At 40.9% G+C, this 24835-nt stretch carries 20 protein-coding genes and 2 pseudogenes; 10 read left to right on the plus strand and 12 right to left on the minus strand.

The annotated features are described in order from the left end of the window. Positions 1 to 45 precede the first annotated feature (45 nt). Positions 46 to 414 (plus strand): STAS domain-containing protein, encoded by a 369-nt coding sequence (locus V7L20_RS03605; protein ID WP_012411454.1) that lies wholly within the window; start codon positions 46 to 48, stop codon positions 412 to 414. A gap of 116 nt (positions 415 to 530) precedes the next feature. On the opposite strand, the gene V7L20_RS03610 is transcribed toward V7L20_RS03605, so the two are convergent. Next, positions 531 to 1133, minus strand: coding sequence for a chromophore lyase CpcT/CpeT (locus V7L20_RS03610; protein WP_334742751.1), 603 nt, complete (start codon positions 1131 to 1133; stop codon positions 531 to 533). 204 nt (positions 1134 to 1337) lie between these two features. Between V7L20_RS03610 and psb29 the strand changes: the two genes are divergently transcribed. After that, positions 1338 to 2045 carry a photosystem II biogenesis protein Psp29 gene (gene psb29 / locus V7L20_RS03615; RefSeq protein ID WP_334742752.1) on the plus strand — a complete coding sequence of 236 codons (708 nt, stop codon included), beginning with the start codon at positions 1338 to 1340 and terminating at the stop codon, positions 2043 to 2045. Positions 2046 to 2159: 114 nt separating this feature from the next. Here psb29 and V7L20_RS03620 read toward each other — a convergent pair whose 3' ends face one another. From V7L20_RS03620 to V7L20_RS03630, 3 genes are all read right to left on the minus strand, one after another. Beyond that, complete coding sequence (locus V7L20_RS03620; RefSeq protein WP_334742753.1) at positions 2160 to 2522, minus strand: phage holin family protein; 363 nt, start codon at positions 2520 to 2522, stop codon at positions 2160 to 2162. A 348-nt stretch (positions 2523 to 2870) separates the two neighbouring features. Further along, on the minus strand, positions 2871 to 3566 hold the full coding sequence (locus V7L20_RS03625; protein WP_334742754.1) for an ExbD/TolR family protein: 696 nt from the start codon (positions 3564 to 3566) through the stop codon (positions 2871 to 2873). Between the two features lie 41 nt (positions 3567 to 3607). Continuing rightward, positions 3608 to 4336 (minus strand): MotA/TolQ/ExbB proton channel family protein, encoded by a 729-nt coding sequence (locus tag V7L20_RS03630; protein ID WP_334742755.1) that lies wholly within the window; start codon positions 4334 to 4336, stop codon positions 3608 to 3610. A 364-nt stretch (positions 4337 to 4700) separates the two neighbouring features. Between V7L20_RS03630 and V7L20_RS03635 the strand changes: the two genes are divergently transcribed. After that, a complete protein-coding gene (locus V7L20_RS03635; protein WP_334742756.1) occupies positions 4701 to 5015 on the plus strand; it encodes a YkvA family protein in 315 nt (104 codons plus the stop codon). Between the two features lie 164 nt (positions 5016 to 5179). On the opposite strand, the pseudogene V7L20_RS03640 reads toward V7L20_RS03635, so the two are convergent. The 4 genes and pseudogenes from V7L20_RS03640 to V7L20_RS03655 form a co-directional block, all read right to left on the minus strand. After that, positions 5180 to 5370, minus strand: a pseudogene (locus V7L20_RS03640) (DUF4351 domain-containing protein); the annotation flags it as partial. Between the two features lie 403 nt (positions 5371 to 5773). Continuing rightward, positions 5774 to 7843 carry a prolyl oligopeptidase family serine peptidase gene (locus V7L20_RS03645; RefSeq protein ID WP_334742757.1) on the minus strand — a complete coding sequence of 690 codons (2070 nt, stop codon included), beginning with the start codon at positions 7841 to 7843 and terminating at the stop codon, positions 5774 to 5776. Between the two features lie 205 nt (positions 7844 to 8048). Further along, positions 8049 to 8264, minus strand: coding sequence for a DUF2839 domain-containing protein (locus V7L20_RS03650; RefSeq protein WP_334742758.1), 216 nt, complete (start codon positions 8262 to 8264; stop codon positions 8049 to 8051). Positions 8265 to 8617: 353 nt separating this feature from the next. Then, positions 8618 to 10171: an ATP-dependent DNA helicase gene (locus tag V7L20_RS03655; RefSeq protein ID WP_334742759.1), complete on the minus strand. Its 1554-nt coding sequence runs from the start codon at positions 10169 to 10171 to the stop codon at positions 8618 to 8620. A 190-nt stretch (positions 10172 to 10361) separates the two neighbouring features. On the opposite strand from V7L20_RS03655, the gene V7L20_RS03660 reads away from it, so the two are divergent. Then, positions 10362 to 11324, plus strand: a complete 963-nt coding sequence (locus tag V7L20_RS03660) for a M48 family metallopeptidase (protein WP_334742760.1) — start codon at positions 10362 to 10364, stop codon at positions 11322 to 11324. 275 nt (positions 11325 to 11599) lie between these two features. Next, positions 11600 to 12025 (plus strand): hypothetical protein, encoded by a 426-nt coding sequence (locus V7L20_RS03665; protein WP_334742761.1) that lies wholly within the window; start codon positions 11600 to 11602, stop codon positions 12023 to 12025. 125 nt (positions 12026 to 12150) lie between these two features. Here V7L20_RS03665 and V7L20_RS03670 read toward each other — a convergent pair whose 3' ends face one another. Next, positions 12151 to 12732 carry a Uma2 family endonuclease gene (locus V7L20_RS03670; protein ID WP_334742762.1) on the minus strand — a complete coding sequence of 194 codons (582 nt, stop codon included), beginning with the start codon at positions 12730 to 12732 and terminating at the stop codon, positions 12151 to 12153. Between the two features lie 118 nt (positions 12733 to 12850). Here V7L20_RS03670 and lysS point away from each other — a divergent pair, with 118 nt between their 5' ends. After that, complete coding sequence (gene lysS, locus V7L20_RS03675; RefSeq protein WP_334742763.1) at positions 12851 to 14536, plus strand: lysine--tRNA ligase; 1686 nt, start codon at positions 12851 to 12853, stop codon at positions 14534 to 14536. A gap of 709 nt (positions 14537 to 15245) precedes the next feature. On the opposite strand, the gene V7L20_RS03680 is transcribed toward lysS, so the two are convergent. Then, complete coding sequence (locus V7L20_RS03680; RefSeq protein ID WP_334742764.1) at positions 15246 to 15842, minus strand: glyoxalase-like domain protein; 597 nt, start codon at positions 15840 to 15842, stop codon at positions 15246 to 15248. Positions 15843 to 16038: 196 nt separating this feature from the next. On the opposite strand from V7L20_RS03680, the gene V7L20_RS03685 reads away from it, so the two are divergent. Together V7L20_RS03685 and V7L20_RS03690 are read left to right on the plus strand one after the other, a co-directional pair. Further along, the gene (locus tag V7L20_RS03685) at positions 16039 to 16668 is read left to right on the plus strand and encodes an RNA polymerase sigma factor (protein WP_334742765.1); all 630 of its coding nucleotides are present in this window, start codon (positions 16039 to 16041) and stop codon (positions 16666 to 16668) included. A gap of 96 nt (positions 16669 to 16764) precedes the next feature. Then, positions 16765 to 17868, plus strand: a pseudogene (locus V7L20_RS03690) (tetratricopeptide repeat protein). A 121-nt stretch (positions 17869 to 17989) separates the two neighbouring features. Here V7L20_RS03690 and V7L20_RS03695 read toward each other — a convergent pair. Together V7L20_RS03695 and V7L20_RS03700 are read right to left on the minus strand one after the other, a co-directional pair. Further along, entirely contained in the window at positions 17990 to 18721 is a 732-nt protein-coding gene (locus V7L20_RS03695) for a hypothetical protein (RefSeq protein WP_334742766.1), read from the minus strand. A 246-nt stretch (positions 18722 to 18967) separates the two neighbouring features. Further along, positions 18968 to 20548 carry a sensor histidine kinase gene (locus tag V7L20_RS03700; RefSeq protein WP_334742767.1) on the minus strand — a complete coding sequence of 527 codons (1581 nt, stop codon included), beginning with the start codon at positions 20546 to 20548 and terminating at the stop codon, positions 18968 to 18970. A gap of 746 nt (positions 20549 to 21294) precedes the next feature. Between V7L20_RS03700 and V7L20_RS03705 the strand changes: the two genes are divergently transcribed. Next, complete coding sequence (locus tag V7L20_RS03705) at positions 21295 to 24018, plus strand: pre-peptidase C-terminal domain-containing protein (RefSeq protein WP_334742768.1); 2724 nt, start codon at positions 21295 to 21297, stop codon at positions 24016 to 24018. A gap of 154 nt (positions 24019 to 24172) precedes the next feature. Then, positions 24173 to 24775 carry a hypothetical protein gene (locus tag V7L20_RS03710; protein ID WP_334742769.1) on the plus strand — a complete coding sequence of 201 codons (603 nt, stop codon included), beginning with the start codon at positions 24173 to 24175 and terminating at the stop codon, positions 24773 to 24775. Positions 24776 to 24835: the final 60 nt, after the last annotated feature.

The raw sequence follows: 24835 nt of genomic DNA on the forward strand, positions 1-24835 counted from the left end.
CTGTAACTAGTTAATCTTTAGAAAAATGTCACGGGGAAGGCTTTAATGATTCATATAGACCAAAAAACTTATACAACCCAAGACGGAAACACCGTTATTGTCCTGACCCCAGCAGGTCGCCTAGATATCACCACTGCTTGGCAATTTCGGCTGAAGTTACAGGAGTGTATTTCTAAACTCAGCCGCCACGTAGTTGTAAATCTGGCTCAAGTAAATTTTATTGATAGTTCTGGTCTTACATCTTTGGTTGCTGGGATGCGTGATGCTGATAAAGTTAAGGGCAGTTTCCGCATCTGCAATGTACATCCAGAAGCCAAACTCGTGTTTGAAGTGACGATGATGGATACTGTCTTTGAAATCTTTGAAACGGAAGAAGAAGCTTTAGAAGGTGTACCTCGTAGCATTGCTAGCTAAAAAAGAGTTAGGAGTAGAGACGCGATTAATCGTGTCTGTACAGGAGAGACGCGATTAATCGTGTCTGTACAGGAGTTAATTCAAAATTCATAATTCATAGCTCACGAATTATAACTTTATGTTATGGAATACTGATTTCGCTTGGTGTAGCGATAAGGCCCCATAATCGCTCCCCAAGTTGCTTTTCCAGTTGCTGGATTGATTCCTTTGTCGTAGCTGTGGAATTCTAAAGCAGTAGTTTCAAAACCCAAGGAAACGTTGATACTATTACCAAGATAAGTAAAACTGCAACTAGTCTCTGGTAATGAGGTAGCGGTAAACTTATAGTGATCGCCAGCTAGAGTTTCCTGGGTAACTGTTAGGATACAACCTGGTAGTAAATCTAATTGTTCTGATGTCAGTGTGTTAAGGAGAGCCGGATTATTGCCTGCACCTCTTAATGCGTCTGGATCTTGAGGCATGTAGTATTGTACTTCAAAATATCTGTTATTGCTGCCCTGGCGCAACCGCATAATTCGCTGGCGGTAAGGTTTATCTAAGTTAACAACGTTAGCCTGTTCGGCAAACAGGGTGATGCTATCTTCTGTGAACAGATTAATTGGTCTTTGCCACAGCCGGAGGTGGACATACCAAATTGGTTCTTTTATAGCTTGTTCCTGATTATCAAATTCACCAGCTAGATAGTTACCTAAAGCAATTAACTGTGGCGAGAAGTTCATAAATGTGATAAACAAATCATTAAGGATAAATATTTTTGGCTAGTTTTTTAGAAGAAATGGTCTTAATCCCCTATGGCTACTAGCTTATAAAATACTTTTGATTTGTCTACATTGTAAATGAAACCATCACCAGCTAAAAGCTCAACTTGGCAAAGTAGCCTTTAAGCGAGAAAATAAAGATACGTCGCCCTTAACATTTTCTTTGTGAATAACGTCCGTACTGTCTCTGATACAAAACGAACTTTTTACAATCTTCATACCCGCCCGATTAACACTATTTATCGTCGGGTAGTAGAAGAATTGATGGTGGAAATGCATCTGCTATCAGTAAATATCGATTTTAGCTACAATCCAATTTATGCCTTGGGCGTCGTCACTACTTTTGACCGCTTCATGCAAGGCTATCAACCAGAACAGGATCAAGAATCAATTTTTAACGCCCTATGTCGGGCTATGGAACAAGATCCGCAACGCTATCGACAGGATGCTGAAAGATTGCAAGCTGTAGCTAAAGGTTTGCCAGTTAAAGATTTAATTGGGTGGCTAGGCCAAACTACTTTTTTAGATCGAGATAGTGACTTGCAAGCACAGCTGCAAGCGATCGCCAACAATCCTAAGTTTAAATACAACCGTTTGTTCGCAATTGGTGTATTTTCGTTATTGGAACAGTCAGATCCTGAATTAGTCAAAGATGAGAAGCAACTAACGGAGGCGCTCAAAGCGATCGCTGCTGGCTTACACCTTTCTGATGACAAACTCAACAAGGATTTGGAGCTATATCGTTCTAACCTAGAGAAGATGGCGCAAGCGCTGGTGGTGATGGCAGATATGCTCTTAGCTGATCGCAAAAAACGAGAACAACGTAAACAACAATCAAGTACCCCCGTTGCTCCCCCAAGTTCCAACGAATAGTTAGGAGATGGAAGTGAAGAGTGATAAATTATGAGTTAAGAGTTGTTAATAACTCCTAACTCATCACTCTTGCACAAACGCGATTAATCGCGTCTCTACTCCTAATTTTTGATTTTAGACGCCCAATAATTTGTAGATTAAGCTGTTAATTATAGTCAGTGCAAACGCCCCAATAACGGCACTCCAAATACCGTAACGCAAGCGAAAACCTTCTACTAACCAAGCAGCAATATTAAAACAAACCACCGCAATCATAAATGTGAAAATGCTGGATAGCAAGTCGAGTGTGAGTAAATTTGGTACTGCAAAAATGAGGCTTAAAATCGGTCTGACTATTGCCGTCACGATACCAAGCACTGCGGCAGAAAGGAAGGCTTTACCAGGAGTATCAATTTCAACTCCTAAAGGTAATTTACTAATTATCAACAGGCTAATAGCTGTTACTAACCAAACAATTAAAAGCGTCATAATATTCATGCCACAACCCTTGAAACGTGAATGGCAATTGGTGATAAATTACTTCACTTTCTCAGTGGAAAAATTTTTAAAGCTCAACCAATTATCTATAAATTAGCAGTAAATTTTTTTATAACGGAATTTTATTTTAGATATCTTTAGGTTTAAGAAAAGTTTGAAAGGAAGCAGGGGAGACAGGGGGACAAGGGGACAAGGTGACAAGGGTACAAAAGTTAGAACTCAAAACTTGCTACATGTCCTCTTCTCAATGCCCCATGCCAAATACTTCGGCAACTCTTGGAGACGCTACGCGTTAGCGGAGCTTTCGCTTTAGCGATACGCTCAGTACAAGTGCCCCATGCCCCTATCTCATCTTTTAAGACTAGGTTGGGTTTTTTTGGGTGCTACAGGCGCTTGGGATGCTGGTGGGTTGGAAATACCAGGATTAATAGGACTGATACCTTGTCCACTTGGATGCTGACTTATGCCAGGAAGAGGTACAGAATTAGGTGCTAAGGGGAATTTCGGGGTAAGATTCCCTTCGCGATTGATGCCTGGAACTGGTACGGTGGGTATTGGTGTTGCACCAGGATCGATTGGGAAAGAGGGGATATTAGGCTGGTTAAGTGAGTTTATGGGTGATTGAGATGGACCAGGAATAATTCCTAAAGAAACGCGATCGCCTCCTACTTGCCGTAGCAAATCCAATGTTTCAATCACATCATTGTAAGTTGCTGTCCGCGAAGCATTCAGCACTACAACGGCACTAGGGTTTGCTTGGAGATACTGTTTTAACCTCGCTCCCAAATCATCCCGTTGTACAGGCTGTTTTTCTATGTAAGTATTACCAACAGCATCGATAGTTACAATTAAACTTCCACTCTGTGATGTTATTCCAGATACTGAACTGGTGCTGGCTTTGGGCAAATCAACATTTATTGCCTGTTGTCGGGTAAATTGTAATGCCGCTAATAAAAAAAACGTCAATATACAAAAAACAACATCAATTAAAGGGATGATTTGAATTTGGACTTCATCAATTGGGGTATGTAGATTAACTTTCATTTTCTCAATTTAAACGCCTGCTTCGGGGGTTGAATTCTTAACTAATTAGATACGTTCGGGGGTTCAGGAGGTTCAGGTAACCTAGTCTTCCCTGGCTTGCGGGGTGGAGTGAAATTTTCTGGCACAATTGCTGATGTACTATTGCTAAAATCAGGGGGGGACTGGCGATAGAGCAATTCCATCTCATTCCCAGCCTTCCGAAAAACTTTGACTTGGTTAACTACAAAACTTTGAAATAGGCGATAAAATACCAAACTAATAATAGCTATTATTAGCCCAGTTGCCGTACTAATCAAGGATTCACCAATACCAGTAGTTACTCCGGCAGTCGATTCAGTTCCCAAATCGCCAATCCGAATTGATCGCAGGGAGCGGATTAGACCCAAAACCGTGCCCAACAATCCCAGCAGAGGCGCAAGGGCAATTACAGCTTCTAAAAGTTTTTCGCCACGTCGCATTCCAGCCAACTCATCTTCGGCTGTAGCCTCAAGTGCTAGTCGAAAGGTTTCTGCATCAGTTTTTGGAAAACGTAAGGGAGCATAGAGAAAACGCCCGACAGGCTGATAACTTGCTTGTCTTGCAATGTCAGCAGCTTCTTGCCAATTATTTTGGGCAGCATCCAGGATGCGATCGACTATTTGCTTTTCGTGAGTCAAAATTCGCAACCAAAACCACAAACGCTCAAAAACCACACTCAAAGACAGAATCGATAAAACAAGCATTGGCCACATCGCTGGCCCGCCCTTATAAAATAAATCTAAAATATCCACTGTTTAAGTTTCCTCCCTCCATGACTAAAGCAAATGTGCTAAGGCATTTTAATTCTAGAGATTAATGCAAAATGAGGGACTTCCAAAATATAAATTTATTGGAAACCTAAAAAGACAGTGTAAGATGGGGTCTTGGACTTAAACTGGTGGACAGATTTGCTGCTGGGTTGCCATAATCTCAAATTAATACAATCACTGTCTAATTTGTCAAACCCTTGCGGTATTAAATTTTTTATGCAGAATTATAGAATAGGTTTTGCTCACAGATTATAAGTAGCGTCTTCCAGAATAACTAGGGCGGTTATTCGCACCGGAAATTTTTAGAATAATTTGTCAAAATAAAAGATAACTGGAGGTTCAAAATATGAAATTTTCAATTGAATCACTTTACACTTGGTATCGTAGTGTACTTCGTAATCCCAAGTACCGTTGGTGGGTAATTTTAGGAACATTAGTTTATTTGGCTAGCCCATTTGATATTCTTCCAGATTTTATACCCGTTGTGGGACAGATTGATGATGTTTTCCTTTTAACTCTGCTAGTTTCTGAGATGTCTGGGCTAGTAATTGAGGGCTGGAAAGCTCGTAAGGGTGATGTAGCTACTGAAGCACCTAATACTACTGAGGCTTCTACTTCTACTACAAGCACCATTGATGTTGATGCTGTCTCAGTTAAGTAGTTTTGCTAACAAACAAAATTTAATTTAACAAACCCCTTGCTTTTGCTGTCTGTTTACAACGGTACTTCTGAAGTAGGGGATATTTTTATAAAAAGAACAAAATACACCCCATTCGCCAGCAGTATCTTCAATAAGTCGGGGATCTTTTTTCTCAAGAATTAATCTACTGATGGATTTTCAGCAAATCTGCCTAGCAAACCCAGGATTTGTAAATTAGAGTTTTGCTGTTTAATAATAAAACATCGATTTCTTTAATCTCTTCTACAACTTTTTTTGATGCCTTAACTTCTCCGTAATTTTTTAGTAATTCTTCTAGATAGTCTTTGGCGAATTTGTCATGTATAAAGCGCATCATTCAATTTGAATATTAGTCAGATTATTGAACACATATAATCCAATACGGTTCAGATAAGTCCAAAACCCTTATGTAGAGACGCGATTTATCGCGTCTTCAAAGACCAATTATCTACACCATTAGTCCTTAACTGAACCATATTGACATATAAATAGGACTTACGCATATCTCTCAAACACTGATTTATCCGTGTCCTCAGCGCCTCTGCAGTTCGTTATTCCATAACTCGTGCGTAAGTCCTAATAAATATAGGAAAGCTGCGCGTATTCTTGAAGAAAGAAAAGATCCGAGATATCAGGAAGTACAGCAGATTATTGCAAAAGCCAAAAAATCAATAATTGAGCTTATGGAAATAATGTGGTACGTTACACTGCATTAACGCACCCTACAAATAAATCAACCTTTAAACTTCAACATTCAAAGTACGCACCAAAAAAGCCCATTTGTCTGCGGCTTCTTCAATAATCTTAGCTGTGGGTTTACCCGCACCATGTCCTGCTTTAGTCTCAATTCTAATTAGCGTTGGCGCATTACCTGCATGAGCCTCTTGTAAAGCTGCGGCAAATTTGAAACTATGAGCAGGGACTACGCGATCGTCATGATCGGCTGTGGTAATTAAGGTTGCTGGATAAGCTGTATCTGATTTGATGTTGTGTAGTGGCGAATAAGCGTACAGCACTGGAAACTCTTCTAAATTATCTGCTGAACCATATTCGGAAGTCCAAGCCCAACCGATGGTAAATTTGTGGAAGCGCAACATATCCATGACGCCGACTGCTGGTAAAGCTGCACCAAATAAATCGGGACGTTGCGTTATACAAGCACCCACTAATAAACCGCCGTTACTACCACCTGCGATCGCCAGCTTCTCAGTATTAGTATACTTATTAGCAATTAACCACTCAGCAGCGCCAATAAAGTCATCAAAGACATTCTGCTTTTTATTCTTCATTCCTGCTTGATGCCATTCTTCACCGTATTCTCCACCACCGCGTATATTAGGCATAGCATAGACACCACCCATCTCCATCCACACCAAAAGACTCACAGAAAAACCAGGTGTCATTGAGGCATTAAAACCACCATAGGCATAGAGATAAGTCGGGTTATTTCCATCTAACTTAATGTCCTTTTTATGAGTGATAAACATTGGTACTCTAGTACCATCTTTGCTGTGATAAAAGACTTGTTTAGTCTCGTAATCATCAGGATTAAAATCTACTTGTGGTTGGCGGAAAATGGTACTTTTACCAGTTACCATATCGTAGCGATAGATAGTTCCTGGTATGGTGAAACTGGTGAAAATATAAAAAGTTTCGCTATCATGACGCTTTCCTCCAAAACCTCCGGCTGAACCAAGTCCAGGTAATTCTACCTCACGAATAAACGTACCTTTGAGGTCAAATATTTTAATTTGGCTACGAGCATCTTTTAAGTAATCAGCAACAAATTGGTTATTGAGTATGCCTACACTTTCCAATGTTTCTGCTGATTGGGAAATGATTTCTCGCCAGTTTTCTGGTGCAGGCTTTTTGATGTCAATTGCAATAACTCTTCCCCGTGGTGCATTTAAATCCGTGCGGAAATAAAAGACGCTATCATCATTGTCGATAAAGCTGTAATCTGCCTCAAATTGGTTAATTAATTCTGCAACTTCAGCTTTAGGATTAGTCAAATCTTTAAAAAAAACCAAATTTTTTGAGTCAGTGCCTAGCCAAATTGAAATTATTAAATAACCTCCATCTTCAGTAACACCGCCACTAAAACCCCATTCCTTTTGGTCAGCACGATGGTAAATTAATACATCTTCTGATTGGGATTTACCTAGTTGATGATAGTAGAGCTTTTGATAATAGTTAACATCTTCTAATTGAGTTTTTTCATTCGGTTCATCATAGCGACTGTAGAAGAAACCTTGATTATCATGTGTCCACGATGCGCCAGAAAATTTAATCCATTTCAGGTGGTCTTGGAGGTCTTCGCCAGTTTCGACATCGCGTACTTTCCATTCTTGCCAATCAGAACCTGAGGCAGATAAACCGTATGCTAAAAGTTTACCATCCTCGCTAATAGACAATCCTGAAAGAGCAACAGTACCATCTTCTGAAAGTTTATTGGGGTTGAGTAAAACTTTGGGTTGGTCGTCGAGGGTTTTTAGGGTGTAAAGAACATTTTGGTTTTGCAGTCCATCATTTTTGAAATAAAAGTAGCGCTCACCTTCTTTAAAAGGGATGCCATATTTTTCATAATCCCAAAGTTTGGTGAGGCGTTGTTTAATTTTTTCCCTGGTAGGAATTTCCTTCAAGTAGCCAAAAGTAACTTGATTTTGTGCCTCAATCCAAGCTTTTGTTTCTTCCGAATCAGGATCTTCTAACCAACGGTAAGGATCTGCGACTAAAGTACCGTGGTAGTCATCTACTTGATTGCTTTTGTAGCTTGATGGGTAGGTGAGGGGTTTTTTAGAGGACGGCATAATCTCAGGTCAAAAGTGCTTCTTTATATACTACAAAGATAGACCCAAGACTTGGAGCATATACTGACTAAACCTGCGGGAAAATTCCAATTTAGGATTTACGTATTGACAGGAAATACCAAATATATCAAATTTTGAAAAATCACATCTGTCGTAGGGGTAAAGCGCATTGCTAAACCCCTACAGCGTGGGTCTATAGCAGCATTTAGTTGACTACTTGCCACCAACCGAAGGCTGGACCGATAAAACGGATAGTTGCCCATGCTACAACCATAAGAACAATGCCTATCCAGGCACCACGACTTGTCCAATTGACAAATAATTCGGCTTGAGTTTTTGTGATGGGAAGCCAAGGCAAGATGCGAGTATCTTGACCGTATGTTTCCCCTAGTGCGGTTTTACGACGCTTTGCTTCACCCATAATCAGCAACTCAAATTTTACTTAGGTTTTATCTAAATTTATCTTGCCAAAAATCATGGCTACAGAGAGGCATTGAATCGCATCACCTGCATAAACTGATAATAGTGCTTGCTTTTAGACGATCGCCCTTTGGTTGACAAAATTTAAATTGGGGATAGGGCATTGGGCATGGGCACTTGTACTGCCCTTCTCTTCTTAGGCTGCGCCCTAAGCGTAGCCTAAGAAGAGAAGGGCGTAGTCGAAGTAAGTCGAGGTAGCGACTTGTACTGAGCGACTTGTGCCGAGCATCTCGACTTCGCTCAATGGAACCGGAGCCGAGGTAAGTTGAAGTATTGGGCACTGGTAATTGAACTTTAAGCAGAATTTTCTTCATCGCTATTAGAAAACAAACTGGGGTCGAGATAGTTAATGCGTGCCAGAGGACTTAAGGCAGCGAGAATTTGAGCGCCGTAGCTGCGATTAACTACACGACTATCAAGTAAAGCAACAATACCTTGACTTTCTCTTACTGGAGCGATCGCTCTTTGTAATTCATTTAAAGCTGCTGGCAACAAATATAAACGAAACCAATCTTGGTGCGATCGCTTATAACGAGCTACCCTACTAGCTACTAGTGGATTTTCTAAAGATGGTAAAGGTAAAGTAGCAATAATTAACAGATGAGGTGCTGGCAAGACTCGCTGATGTTCTCGCCAAAATTCCCAACCGCTAATCAAAATACCATTTTCATCTAAACAAGTTTTTTCTACTTGCACCCGCGAACCAAATTCTGAAGCCAGAATTGTCGCAACTTGAGACTTGAGTGGCACATCCCCCACTAAGACAACCGTTAATCCTGGTGCTGTAGCACTTAGACAAACCAGTGTGCGGACTTTGTGAATAAATGCCGCTTGAAATTCTGGCGTGTTAGGTAGGGGCAATTTATAGGGTACATATAGTTGAATTGCTTCTGCTTGATCTGCAGAGAACTTCAGGCAAGTTAAATCGTCCAAACCAAGGCGCTGTCGGAAAAGAGGAGCCTCAGTTTCCGGTTCGATGGCGCTGCCAATTAAAACTACTGGTTGTCGCTGCCATAAGGGTGAGAGGATTTCCCCTAATTCCATTGGCGCATAGTGCAAAGAAAATAAACCTTGTCGATGAGCAATTGTCACCCAGAAGAGGGCAGGGGGGGCAGAGGGAGCAAGGGAGGCAAAGGTTTGAAATTGTTGCCAGAATTGTTTCCAAGGTTCTGGCAGTGCTTGTACTGACTCTAAAGCAGAATAAAGACGGCTTAAAATTTCTATTTCTGGCTGAGAAATTAGGTAGCACTGATATGGATTGGCTGGATGCTGAAAAAGTTCATGTGTCAGTTGTATCTGTGCTTCACGAATTGCCTCAGCTTGATTTGGGCAAGCCAGCATAAGTTGCTCCCAATCATGGGGTTGAATATCTTGGGTAAGTTGATCACGCACCCAATCTTCTAGATCATCTACCCCATCAATAATTGTGGGGATACCTTGGGGAAAGCTATCGCCACCAGCAAATTGTCCTTTTAACCAAGCTTCTGGCGAGGTCAACAGTAGCCCTTGGAACTGGGCACCAGGCCAAGCATCACCTGTCCTAATAGCTTTGTTAGCTGGTAGCCACTGCTGTAGACGGGGAATTTCCACTCGCAGCAGAAGTTGCTGCACTGATTCTTGAGCAACAATAATTACAGGGCCATGCCACATCAGGGCTGATGCTACAAAACTAGTACGATATCGCCCTTGATAGCCACAAACCGCCCCCACTTGGATTAGGGCACTACGTCCCAATCGCAAGGCGCGTGCTACCAAACGTGCCATCGTCAAATGATGGGGCCAGGAAGGGAACCCTGCCTGCGATCGCAAAAAGTTATGTAGTGAAAAATGAACTTCTGCCTCAATCACACGCTTTTAATTCCATACAAAGTGACTTTTACTTCCAATTGCCCCATTTCTATTATGTTGTCATTTGTCATTTGTCCTTTGTCCTTTGTCCTTTGCTAATGACTAATCACCAATGATTAATCACCAATACTTCGACTACGCTCAGTACAAGTGACCAATGACCAATGACTAATCACCAATACTCTGAATTATGCCAACTTACACAGGAATTTCCAGCGAAGCTTTCAGGCATCCACTAGATCGCCAAGCCGAGCAAGCTTTACGAAATTTACCAGGATTTGATTTAATCGCTCGTAAATTTGTGGAATTTATCTACGAACGCCCTCAGTTAGTCTATCTAATGGGTAACACCATCCAAGTCGGGCCGCGTCAATATTCCACTATTTACCAGATGTTTCGGGAATGCGTCCGAGATTTGGATATTTACCCAGAACCGACACTGTTTGTCTCGCAAAATCCCCAAGCAAATAGCTATGCGCTGGGGCAAGAGAATCCTTACATAGTCATAAATACAGGGATACTAGACTTACTCGACGAAGCCGAGATTCGAGCGGTGCTAGCCCATGAACTGGGGCATATTAAATGTGGTCATACTATTTTAATTCAAATGGCGATGTGGGCAATGAGTGCTGCTTCTGCCTTGGGAGAATTGACCTTCGGCATCGGTAATATTGTCACGCAAGGCTTGATTTACGCCTTTTTTGAGTGGCGGCAAAAAGCTGAGTTATCGTCAGATCGCGCTGCACTACTAGTGATGGATGACTTGAATCCGGTGATGTCAACGATGATGAAACTCTCTGGCGGTAGTAATAAATATGCCAACGAATGTAGCTTACAAGAGTTTATCAAGCAGTCAGAAAATTATCAGACACTGGATGAAGATGGACTAAATCAGTTGTATAAATTTTTGCTTTATAATGGCGCTCAGGGTACCCTATTAAGCCATCCTTTTCCAGTTGAACGCTTGCATTACTTACGGGCGTGGGCAGTATCTGAAGAATACCAGCAAATTCGCCGAGGAAATTATCAGCGATCGCCTGCTTCAGGATCAGTAAATGTTGCAGCAGAATCTTCTGCAAATGAAACAGAAACTTTACGCCGTCAAATTGAAGAATTACAAAGGGAAATCGACAGAATGAAAAGGTCTGAGTAATTTTGAGTGCTGAGTTAAGTTATCTATAGTGTGTTAGATTTGCCTAATGCACTATATAATATATATCTTTTTTAAGATTGAATTTTAGTTTGGATTTTAGCAAAATAATTCAGTTAAGTTTGCCATTATAGTTTTTTAGATTCCCTTAAAGCGGATAATATTTTCTAGCTGAACTACCATCCTCTCGGGGATGGATAAATTCAAGATTCAAAATTAAGGCTTGAAAATTGCTTAACTATATCTCAGCATTAAATTAGATGTAGGCATTTCTGAATATGGCAATTCACTTGACAAAACGCCTTTCTGTATTCGCTGCTATTCTAGCTCTTGTCCTTTCCATGCCGGGAATTGCCTTAGCTGCACCCGTTCAAATCCATACTAATTCTAGTGTTATTTTTCCCCAAACTACCAAAACTACAAGCTACTCCACCTCGTCGGAGATTAATCTGACTCCCTTACAACGCCAAGAACTCCAGGCTGTGCGTCAGAGAAGAAACAGGGAAATTGAAGCAGTATTAAACACATTGCAACGTGCCCAACTTAATCATAATCTCCGGGCTGGTAATAATATCAATCAAGCTTTAGAAAAACTGCATTTGCAACCAGAACAGCAAGATTTTGTCAAGGCAATCATGCAATTTACTAACTTGAAAATGAAGGCTATTTCATCTAGGCATTCGCTAAAAATAGGACAGAAATAAAGGTTTGACTTCTAGAAAAAAATTTTGAACTTTTGTCAAAGAAGATATCAATAATATTTTCTCTGTTAGCCTTTTGGATAAAATGCGGTCAGGCGATCGCACTTTTTACTTAAAAAATTTCATACTCAAATTCTATTACCTAACTTATGGAAACAGTTGACTAATCTGGACTTCAATTTCTGGAATGCAATCAAAGATAAAGTTGCATCCTCCGGCAAAATAAATTCAAGATTGTAGCCTTCCAAGCCCGGTTCGCAAAAAACATAAACCTGATGCTGATTCACATCCAAAATCCAGTAATCAGCAATTCCTGCCTTAGCATATAAAGGTGCTTTCTGTTTCCGATCCGTGTCTAGCGTTGTATCTGCTACCTCAATCAATAAAAAGATTTCATTGGGTGCAGGATGATGATCAATGTACTTTCGCGCATCAATGCGGACAACAGCAATATCGGGTTCAGGTTCCGAGTATTGGCTTAACTGAATGGGATTTTGTACCCGAACTAAGGCAACTTCTGCTAGCGATGCCTGTGGCAGGCTGCGCCAACGCTTGAGATAATCAGACGCACACAGCGTTGTCGCTGCATGGGGGGGATTTTTGGCACTCATGGGGATAACTTGCCCATCTATGAGTTCTACGCGTTCATCGGCTGTGATAACACCCGTCTCAAGCATCCGGTGATATTCATCTACATTCCACAAGCGCACTCTAGATTATGTCATTGTATTTGGTTTGGCGATATTATCATCTGCAAAGTGCAAATATCTCTTACTCTCAACTTTTGCAGCATCTATAATTAATCTTGCCCCCTGAAAGTTCGTTACCATGTCGGAAGAAGATATCCGGGCCGCCAGGCTGGAGAAAGTAGAACAACTCAAGCAGCTAGGGACTAATCCCTACGTTTATCGTTGGGAATCTACCCATCATGCAGCGCAGTTGCAAGAAAAGTTTGCCGATTTAGCCAGTGGTGAAGAAGTTGATTTAGAAGTTGCGATCGCTGGACGCATTATGGCGCGTCGCGTTTTTGGTAAACTGGCTTTCTTTACTTTACAAGATGAAACTGGCACAATTCAGCTTTATTTGGATAAAAATCGTATCCAAGAAAGCATGGCAGATATTGATGCTGATGCCTTCAATCACTTAAAACAACTCACAGATGCAGGCGACATTTTGGGAGTTAAAGGTACTATTAAACGGACTGAAAAGGGCGAGTTATCTGTCTACGTTAAACAATATACTATCCTCACTAAATCCCTGTTGCCCCTACCCGACAAGTGGCATGGATTAACGGATGTTGCCAAGCGCTACCGTCAGCGCTACGTTGACTTGATTGTTAACCCCCAAGTGCGGCAAACTTTCCGCCGTCGCGCCCAAATTACTGCTGGTATTCGCCGTTATTTGGAAGAACGAGATTTTCTGGAAATTGAAACGCCAGTTTTGCAAAGTGAAGCTGGAGGTGCAGATGCACGTCCATTTATTACTTACCACAACACTTTAGAAATGGAGTTGTATCTGCGAATTGCCACAGAACTTCATCTCAAGCGGTTGATTGTGGGTGGTTTTGAAAAGGTGTTTGAATTGGGGCGGATTTTCCGTAATGAGGGAATTTCGACTCGCCACAATCCCGAATTTACGACGATTGAAATTTACCAAGCTTACGCCGATTACAACGATATGATGGCGCTGACAGAAGGGATTATTACCACTGTCGCCCAAGAGGTACTCGGCACATTGCAAATCACCTACCAAGGGGAACCTATAGATTTAACACCACCTTGGCGGCAAGTTACAATGCACGATTTAGTTAAAGAATTTACAGGTTTGGATTTCAATTCTTTCCAAACTTTGGAAGAAGCAACAACAGCAAGTAAAAATGCTAGTATTCCTGGTGTAGATGAAGCCAAATCAATTGGTAAATTACTAAATTTAGCTTTTGAAGAAAAGGTAGAAGCTAATTTAATTCAACCTACCTTTGTAATTGATTATCCTGTAGAAATTTCGCCTTTAGCAAAACCTCACCGTTCTCAACCTGGTTTGGTGGAAAGATTTGAGTTATTTATAGTAGGGCGAGAAACTGCGAACAGCTTCTCAGAACTTACCGATCCCGTCGATCAAAGAGAACGCTTAGAAGCCCAAGCTGAAAGAAAAGCTGCTGGTGACTTAGAAGCCCAAGGTGTAGATGAAGACTTTTTAACAGCCCTTGAATACGGTATGCCCCCTACAGGTGGTTTAGGGATTGGGATTGATCGGTTAGTAATGTTATTAACTGATTGTGCCAGTATTCGAGACGTAATTGCCTTTCCGTTACTTAAGCCTGAAGGCAGCGTTATTAAGCAATTTAGCTATGAGCCAAAAACTCAAACACTGACTATTGAATTTGATAGTGGAAGTGTTTATGAGTATTTCAAAGTACCTCTAAGTGTCAAGGATGACTTAGACAATGCAGCATCTAAAGGTCAATACTTTAACAAGTTTATTAAAGGGAAATTTAAGTTTGAACAATTGAGTTGAGCTAGTAAGTGCCATTCAACAGTTGGGTGTGGACGCTTCTCGTTTGTATGCAATACACTCTGACCGAAGAACCAGGGGGGAAGGGAGCAGGGAGCTTGATCGGAACATGGGTATCAAGCCCTGTCATAAAGGACGATTGATAAGCGGGCAAAGTACAAGCTCAGTCAAGCGTCTTCCCCCTGCTAGAAACCTCCTTGCTCAAGAGCCTTCGGCAGTCACTTCTCTTTAAACCTCTCTTCTTTTAGGCTACGGTGTACACACAAGTTGAAAAAGTTCGATGCAACAAAGGTGCAGGTCAATGCAACAAAAGTGACTGAAATCAAGGTTTTTTTGTAAAAGTCTTATACAGATGAGATGCAATACGCTTGGGTTAAGAATTTATTTCTTCTCTCTGCGTCCTTGGCGTTCTTCTCTAACGAGACGCTGCGCGAAGGCGGTTCGTTAAAAAAATTCACTTTCACTAAGAGTTTTAGCCTTAACTGAACCGTATTGGATCAAAATGTGTACATCTTTTCCACGGTCATAAGCTTTTACTTAGCAAAACCCGATGATGACTTTGGATAATCAATTGTAGAGCGATGCCTACGGTGGTCACTGAGCCTGTCGAAGTGCAGCAAGCTAGGCTTCACCTACTATAAAAAATATTGGGTAGTGCGCTATAACGGCAAGCTACGCACCACCCAACCTAAAATAATCTAAAATCTAACGACTAATTCGCTACTTCAGCCACCTCAATCACACGCCCTTCATAGTCCTTAACCAAAAAATTCAGGGGCTTCTGGTTGCGAATCTTGAATTTCAAACCGCGCACTTCTACTCGCATTAAAATCATTTCTAGGCAGTCATGATCAAAACAAACGTGGCGTTGCTGATTTTTAGTACCTAAACTCGCCCCAGTAATCACATGTAACTGGGTGTTTTTCTTCAATTGATACCACAGCCCATCGTTGGCATTGTTCATCATTTTGCTAGACAAGCTCGGTCCAGTAGACATATATAGTGGATCAATGCCAGTAGCGCCGATAGTTTGTTCGTAATTGTAGTAGTAGTGCAATGGCACCTCAGCTGCTGGCAAATCTAGCAGCCCTTCATACAACTGTCGGGCAATCTCCAAATCCGACACCATTACAGTGTGTACTTTTGGAGCACTGGTGAGGAACATCCACATTGCCCCAGCGTAAGCTGCTAGCAGCATCACCATAATCCCTTGAGTGGAGAACAGGCTATCTAACGGCAGGGAAGGCAGAAAGGAGCCTAAGGTAAGGGGACTGAGGAGGAACGATATCACACTAACTGCTATAACCATGAACAAATAAGGATTCTATAAGGGAGTCGATTTTATGATGTCGATTAAGACTAAATATTAAGTCTTTGTTTCTAGTTTATCAATATTCAACTAGTCTGAGTTGGGGCTACAAATTGGGCAACACCAAGATATTATGCGATTAACTACGGGAGTGCAATTCCTAAAACTATTTTAACAACTACCCATCGAAAGGCTTATGCAAATTCCTCATTTTCCAGAAGCTAATCATCCCCTGGTGAAGTCGCTGTTCCATCACAGTGACAATGAACTACTAACTCTGTTTCAGAGTAATCCAGATGCTGGAAAGTATTTCACGGTGATTTTTTGCCGCTATAGTCCCATAGTGTATACCTTAATTCGCCATTCGGCGCGATCGCCTGTGCAGGCAGATTATCTGTTTGCCGTTACCTGGCGACATATCTACTACGAACTTGGTGGACTAAATTTAATCGACTCCGAATCAGGTAAGGAAGCTTTAACCATGCAAAATTGGTTAATTAATATGACAGCTTTTTGTATTAACGAAATTAAAGTACCACCCACAGAAGCAATTCATTATTCTCTGCAAGCGACTTCGCCACCACTATGGTGCTATGTACAACAGGCGTTAGACCAACTACCACCTGTTTTGCGATTAATCGTGTTAATGGTTCAAACTTTCCACTGGAGCGAAACTAGAATCGCTGCCTATCTGCAAGCCGAAGGAGAAGCGATCGCTCCTAACGAAGTAGCCAATTTTCTCCAAGAAGGCTATCGTATGCTAGAGGACAAATTACCCACAGATATCCGCTCTATATACTTCGGGGAAGATATAGCGCAATCATAACTTAAGTGTAAATGCGTATATTGATTGTCTAAAATTAAAAAATAAAACTTTTTCTTAGACTTTCTACTAAAACCCGCAACTTTAGGGGTAATTTTTATGAAACAACGGCTTGTATTTCCCAGGCAAAAGGTAGGCTTAATTTGTGTAGGTGCGATTTCTTGTCCCCAAATACTTTTACCGAGCTTTTTACTGTTTACTTTTTTGCTGAGTCCCGTAGCTGCGGGTGTGGTTGATATTACGCAACAACTCCACCGCCCTCTAAATAGTTCCGTTGGGCGACAATCAAGAGATGAAGCAGATAGCTTGCTGAGTATCGGTGAAAAACAATATGCTTCAGGATATGCTAATCAAACAATTACATCTTGTTTGCAGGCACTGGAACTATATCATGTAATTGGCGACCTGAAAGCACAAGGTCTAGCTTACAATTTACTTGCTAAGGCTTATGTGCAGCTTGGTAGTTTAAAAGAGGCGGAGAATGCTTTAAGAAGAGGATTAGCGTAGGCGTAGCCCGCCGCCGCAGGCATCGCTCGTGATACTAAAGATTTCCAATCTCAAATTTTTGTGCTAAATAATATCGGTACATTTTTCTTGCAACAAAGAGAATTTGCTGTTGCTGGCAAAACTATTGAAGATGCACTTGCAATTGCTCACGGTGTCAAAAACATTAAAGGACAAGGACTATCTTTAAGTAATTTAGGTTTGGTAACTGCCAGGTTAGGAGATTATAACAAGGCAATTAAATTGTATGAAAATGCTTTAATTTTCCGCCGTCAGACTGGTGATGCCATCGGTGAGGCAAATACCTTAAATAATTTAGGAGATGCCTACCTAGCATCTGGAAATTATCAGGATACCATCGGCACTTATGGGGCGGCAATGCAGATAGCGAAAACCAACCGCGATCACACTAATCAATTACGGGCAATTGACGGTTTAGTTACTGCTCACACTGCTGTCGGACGTTATGAACGTGCTTTTGATTTACTAAAGCAACGTTTAGTGATCGCTAAAGAATTGCAAAATTTACGAGAAGAATTAAAATCTTTTGAATCTTACGCTCAGTTATACAAACAACAAGGTAATTACCTAACTGCCCAAAATTTTTACGAAAGGGCAATTATACTGGCACGGACATTGGAAGACAGCAAGCAAGAAGTGCAATTGCTGAACCAATTAACTAAAATGTTTCAACGGTGAATAGAAGTTTTGAGTTAGGAGTTATAAGTTAGTAATTCTTTTGTAGGGTGGTTATGGCTTTAACTTAACGCCCTACCATATAACTAATAATTAACTCCTCACTCTTCACTCCTAACTATTTCTAATTCAAGAACACTGAACCGTTTCGTTCAATTCTCATAGCACTTCTACCCTGTGTTGCATTCGTGGCTTCGTTAAATCTAACTTCCAAGCTTCCTGATTCTGAAGAGGGTTGTGGAGTTACTATCAACTGTCCACCATCTTCTCGTTCAAATGTCACTGTTACTGGTGCGTTTAGAGCTTGCAATGTTACATTTGACTTACCAGCTAGCGATCGCGGTGCTGTATCACCAATTACTTGGTAGGTTACCTTAGCCGCAGTGTCATTTACCAACGTAACATTAACTTTACCATTTGCTAGTGCGATCGTAGTGCTGGGGGTTTGCCGTGGTTGTAGTTGTTGTTGATCAGTAGAAACCGTCCCTGTTGCAGGCTGTTGAGTTTGATCGGCAGAAACTGGGCTTTGTGAGCTAACATTTGGTACTGGAGCTTCACCACCGACACTCAATTTTGTTTGCTCTTGTGATGGGGTAACAGGTACACGAAGAAGCCCTTGAGCAGCTAGTCTTTGAGTTAGCGCATTAGGAGGACATCCCTGTGGCACCACAACCTGACTATTATGTGGTTCTTCGTAAAAAATTCTAGGACAAGGGTTAACCTTGGGAGTAGATTGTTGTGGTACTGATTGTTGTGCTAGTGCTTGAGGAATTGCTGGTAGAGTGATTAAAAATCCACCGCATATAGCACCAAATAACTCAGCAGACTTGCGAAAATTTTGAAACTTGATATTCATTCTTAACTCCTGATACAATTTAATTTGTCTTTATTCAAAAGAAAAGTTTCTTAAACAGCAAATTTAATTAGCAGTTAATATATGCAATTTGAATGTATAACAGCTTACTAATTACTCAGATAAAATATCAATAATATTATATTAGTAAGCAATTAAATTGCTAAATATTGCAACTGTTACTATATAAATTAGTAAATAAATTCACTTGTCTGCCTCTATCACAGGAAACAAATATTTATTGCCGAATTAAGACTCAAGATTTATTGGTAACGTGACAGTGAATGTAGTGCCAATGCCTTGAGTGCTTTCAACTTGAATATGACCCTGGTGATGTTCGACAATAGCTTGAGCGATCGCTAATCCCAATCCTGAACCAGTAGCACTAGCTGTAGCTGTATTCGCAGTTGTATGAGTCCGTGCCGGGTCTACCCGATAAAAGCGGTCAAATAAGCGTGGTAGTGCTTCTGCTGGAATTCCAACACCGGTATCACTCACTTTAACTTGCAACTGGGCGCTGGTATAACGTAGTCCAGAAACGCGATTTATTCCCTCTATCCGCGCCAATTCCACTTTCACCCGTCCACCTGCTGGAGTGTAATGCAAAGCGTTAGCAATTAAATTTGTGAACAGCCGCACCAGTTGATCCCAATTACCCACAAAGGTAAACCAATTTTCCAGTAATTCCGGGCTAGTTTCATAGGCGGGAGGGTCAACTAAGTCTAGAGAAAGAGCGATTTTTTTCTTAGGGACTAACAATTGTTGTTCTTCAACCACTTCCATCAGCAACGCATCTAGCGGACAAGGTGAAAAAGTATCTTTGCTAATACCACTATCCTGTCGTGCTAAAAACAGTAAGTCATTAACTAACTTACCCAAACGCTGCGTTAACCGTTCCACCACCTTTAATTGTTGGCGATACTGTAAAGAATTAGTCGTTTCTGTCTCTGCTAAATCCAAGTCAGTAAGGGCGACTTGCACATTTGTTTGAATCAAAGTAATGGGACTTCTAAGTTCATGGGAAGCATCAGCAGTAAATTGTTTGAGGCGTTGGTAAGATTCACCTACAGGTTCCATCGCTTTACCTGAAAGAAACCAGCCACTTGCGCCCACAGAAATCAGCATTAACCCAATACCTAGCGCCAAATCAAAAATTAACTGGCGACTAGGTTTAGTTACTTCAAACCAGGGATGACTAACACGCAGATATCCTAATACTTGCCGCCCTACTTCCACCCGTTGGGTAATTTGCCGTAATAACAGTGGGGAGTGGGCTTGCCGTGAGCGTAGTCCAACGGGAGTGGGCTTGCCGTGACTTGTACTGAGTTCAGCCCGAGCAAAGCCGAGGGGCGTAGTCGGAGTAGCGTAGTCGAACGGGAGTGGGGAGTTAGGAGTAATGAGTTTATCATCTTTGCCTTTTTCTTTCTCTGCCTTGACTACGCGCACAGTTTCACCAGTGCGGTTGGCATGAATGGGAATATTTAGGGGTTCGGATAGCGTTGACCAAAGTAATTCACCAGTCGGACTAAACCATTCTAGGTCGATGTGGTCATCTTCTACGGTGTCGGTATTGTCATGAAAACTGGCTTCTACATTAATGCGAAATTTATCTGCATCAGCATTAATTGGCTCAAATATAAGCTTAGATGCACAGGGGCTTGTTGTGAGACAACGCTCCACTATTTCTACTACATGGCTAAGGGTATCGTCAATCCGCTCAATCAGTGTACTGCGGACGTATAAATAAACGCCACTGGCAAACAGTAGTAGTAATACAGCAGTGACAGCAGTATACCAAAGGGCGAGACGGCGACGAGTAGCTTGAAACATATTGCAATGCCGCGAAAAATGCTTTGGGTAAACGAGTTAGCAAAGAAAAAAACAGATATGGTATTATCGATTATTTTCCTTGAAATACTTTTAATCAGCATATAACCGAAAAATTTTTATCCTAAAATTCTCTAAAAAAATAATTTACTTTTTTAACAAAAACTATCAATAAATTAAGTATTTTTACGCATGCATCATCTTTTACCTAAGAGTTAAATTCTATTTGCAGTGAAGTTTGAAGGATAAATGCAAAAGAACATTAAAATTTTCATAGCAACATATAATACATAACTCTTTTGTGGATGAATTTATAAAGTTGTAACAAAATTACAATTGGCTACAAAAAGTTTGAGCAGCTTCGTAATGGCAATAACTTTCCTCATCTAGTACTTATTTTTCGCTAAAATGAACCAAATTAACTGCTAATGAAAGACTAGGAAGATTCAGCAGTGTATTTAAAACTTAAACACTAGACTCAAATTTATGCATTTATCTGTTTACATAGGTGCAACAAATATCAGGATTTGAAATATTTCACATCAACTAATTCATATACAGCCACTTAAATTACGACATAAAAACCATACTTGTGAAAGGGTGCATCATCACGACACAGTTTAACAATTTGCCAGAAGTAACAAAAATTTTGTGGTTGATTAATAGCAATAAACTTGTGTTAGTTGCAAAGCTATAAGTAATTTGCAGCCAATACAATTGTTTGTTTTATATAAAATAATAGACAACTTATGCCAACTTATTCAGGATTTCCTGATCCAGGAAGTACAACAGCCACAGCTTTAAATACTACATCTGCATCTTATATTGGTGGCTCTCTCACTAGCACATCTAATATATTTCAAGACTCTCTGAGCAACTCTGATAGAAACGATTACTATAAATTTACTCTTAATAGTTCTAGTATAGTTACCTTAAGCCTCACTGGATTAGCGGCAAATAGTGATGCCAATTTAATCTTGACAGACAATACTGGTGCAACTATAACTGCTCCTAACTTGTCTGGGAATGCATCAGAAAATATACGTTTTACCCTCAATAACCAACCTTCCAACACTTACTATGCCCGGATTTATTTAGTTACTGGGACAGTTAGCACAACTTATAATCTCACTATGTCAGCCGAAGCCATTCAAGATAGTGGCATCGCTGACGATACAATTACACTAGCAAATACTAACAGAGATATTAGTGCAAGTGTCAATGCCGGCAGCTACAGCGCAACTGATTTTGTTGCAAGCACAGGTAAAGGGAACATTACCGACCCTAGCGACTACTACAAATTTACCTTAAATAACAACGGTACTATTGGTATTAACCTCAATCCTTCAACTGGTAATGCTGATATACAGTTGTTGAATAGCTCTGGACAGTCTCTTCAACCTGCCGCCACTAGTACTCAAACAGGTACAAACCTAGATTCTATAAGTCGTTCTCTCGCCGCAGGTACTTATTATGTCCAAGTCTATGCAAACGCAGACTCGACTAATTATAATTTGCAGGTTAATTTTACCGCAGATCCAGTAGATCAAGGAGGAAACACTCTAGCAACTGCTACTACTATCAATCTTCCTGCCACTATCTCAGATATAGTCAGCACTGTTGATACTCAAGACTATTACAAATTCACTCTAACCTCAACTGCCTTAGTTGATGTTAAATTTACATCACTCTCAGCAGACGCTAATTTAACACTGCAAAATCAAAACGGTAGTAATATTGTAACTACTAGCCAGTCAGGAACAACCCTAGATGAAATTCGCCGCAGCTTAAATCCTGGTATTTATAACATCTTAGTAACTCCTGGTGCTGGTACAACAACAGCTAACTATACTCTGAGTGTAGTTGCCCAAACTATAGGCGCAGACCAAGCTGGTAACAGTCAAGGAGCAGCCCAGAATTTAGGTATTTTAAATAGTTCTATTTCCCGCAGTGAGTTTGTAGGCAATATAGATACTAATGATTACTATAAGTTCAATCTTAATAGCACCAGTTCCTTTAACCTCACCCTTTCTGGTTTGAGTGACAATGCTGATGTGCAACTAATTAGGGGTAGCAATGGTCAAACAATACCATATACTAACCAAACGGGGAGTACTAATGAAACCATCACCAATCTTCCTCTGAGTGCAGGTACATACTACATTCGCATCTACCCCTCTGGTTCAGCCGAAACTTTCTACAACTTGGACATCACGGCGCAGCCACAAGCACAACAACTGGAAATTAATCCAGGCTCTGGCAGTTCTAACCCTAAAAACTTAACTGTTTGGGGCAATACTTTGTACTTTACTGCCAATGATGGTACTACGGGTATTCAACTGTGGAAGAGTGATGGAACTACAAACACTCGCATCACTAATAATAGTGGTTTCAACCCTGATGCTCTAATAGTCTTCAATAACAAGTTATACTTCACTGCTACTGACAGCACCTATGGTACAGAACTTTGGCAATACGATGGCACCTCTGTAACTAGGATTAGTGATATTAATCTGAATATTGACAGTTCTTACCCCAGCAATTTTACAGTTGTTGGTAACAAACTTTTCTTTACAGCAGTTGATAGCAGCAATACCAGAAAACTTTGGGTTTATAACAGCACAAGCGTCAGTTTAGTAGACATTAACCCCGGTTTTAGTAGTTCTCAATCACCCACTTTCACTGCTTTTAACAGCAAGCTATTTTTCACAGCCAAAAATAACACTCAGCTTTGGTCAACTGATGGAACTATAGGCGGTACGCAAGTTATCAGTGTTGGAGGAACTACTCAATCATATCCTGCAAACTTTAGGGTGGTTGATAGTACACTATACTTCACTGCCAGCAATGCTACAAGCGGTTATGAGGTCTGGAAATACCAAAGTGGTACAACAGCTAGCTTGCTGAAAGATATTACACCTGGGAACAATGGGTTCGCGCCGACATATTTGACAGCCGTTGGTAACACTTTGTACTTTGTCACAGATAGCAATAATGACTTTAACTTGGAACTGTGGAAGAGTGATGGCACAGCTAACGGAACTGTCATCATCAAAACTGATGGGCAAGCACCCAATGTTGGTTTAGGGTTTTTCTTTCTAACTGCTGTTGGTAATATTCTCTACTTTGTTGGCAACGACCCAGTAACTGGTCTAGAATTGTGGCGAACTGATGGCACAGATGCCAACACACTATTAGTAAAAGATATTTGGACTGGCACAAATGCAAGCAGCCAGCCCAATAACAGTATTCCCACTAGTCTCGTTAATTTCAATAGCACCCTGGCTTTTGCAGCTTCTGATGGCAGCAACAGGGAGGTGTGGTTCAGTGACGGCACAACTGCCAATTCTCGCAAGGTTAGCAACATTAACGCTACAGGAAATGCTAACCCTGACAGGCTGACTGTCGTTGGTACACAGCTGTTCTTCACCGCCAACAACGGGACTAACGGTACAGAATTGTACGTGCTTTGAATAGGAGGTGATTGTTAAGAACAAAGTCGATATAAGAATAAGCCAAATTTAACTGGTTGCAGTTTCACTAAAATTTCAGCCATTTGTAAACAAACTATCGAGTCCACGAGATTTACTAACGGTCAACACAAACAACAGAGAGATATTTTTCAATATGAAGAACAAATTTTTAGCTCTTACTGCTTTTGTTAGTGCTGTTTTAGGTGGTGCGATTCTTTCTGCCCCTGCTAGCGCTCAGATTGCTCAAGGTTCAGGTCCGACTAGCACAATTAATGTTACTGTCAGTGTGCCTGAGATTCTCTACTTGAGAACTATCACAACTGCCAATGTAGCCATTACTCCAGGTGATTTAGTTGGTACATCAGGAGCAGCAGGGTTAACTGCAGTTAGTGGTAGTACTCCCCCCGTTTATATAGGCAGTGGCACATCTTCTGGTGCTACTGTTGATTCTACATCCCCCTTCTCAGTGGGCGCAACACCTGTAACCAAAACGATTACTGGTGCCTACGTTGTTTTTTCTAACAGTCCCACAGGAACTTATCAAGTAGCCATTACACCTAGTACTTTTACCGAATCAGGCGGTAATTCTCTTGCCGTTACTGTTGGTGCTAGTGATGTTAGTAACGCTGCAATAACTGCTGAAGGCTTAAGTAGTGCTACTGCAAAGGATATTGTTCTAGATATCCCGTTAAGCGCTACTGCACCGGCAGGAAGCTACACAGGTACTCTGGCAGTTGAAGCTTTCAGACCTAACTAACCTTTCTCTGGATAACAGTGGGAGGAGTAATCTGACTCAAACCTGACAAGCAAAAGACAG

The organism is Nostoc sp., assembly GCF_036916735.1.
Lineage (GTDB): Bacteria > Cyanobacteriota > Cyanobacteriia > Cyanobacteriales > Nostocaceae > Nostoc.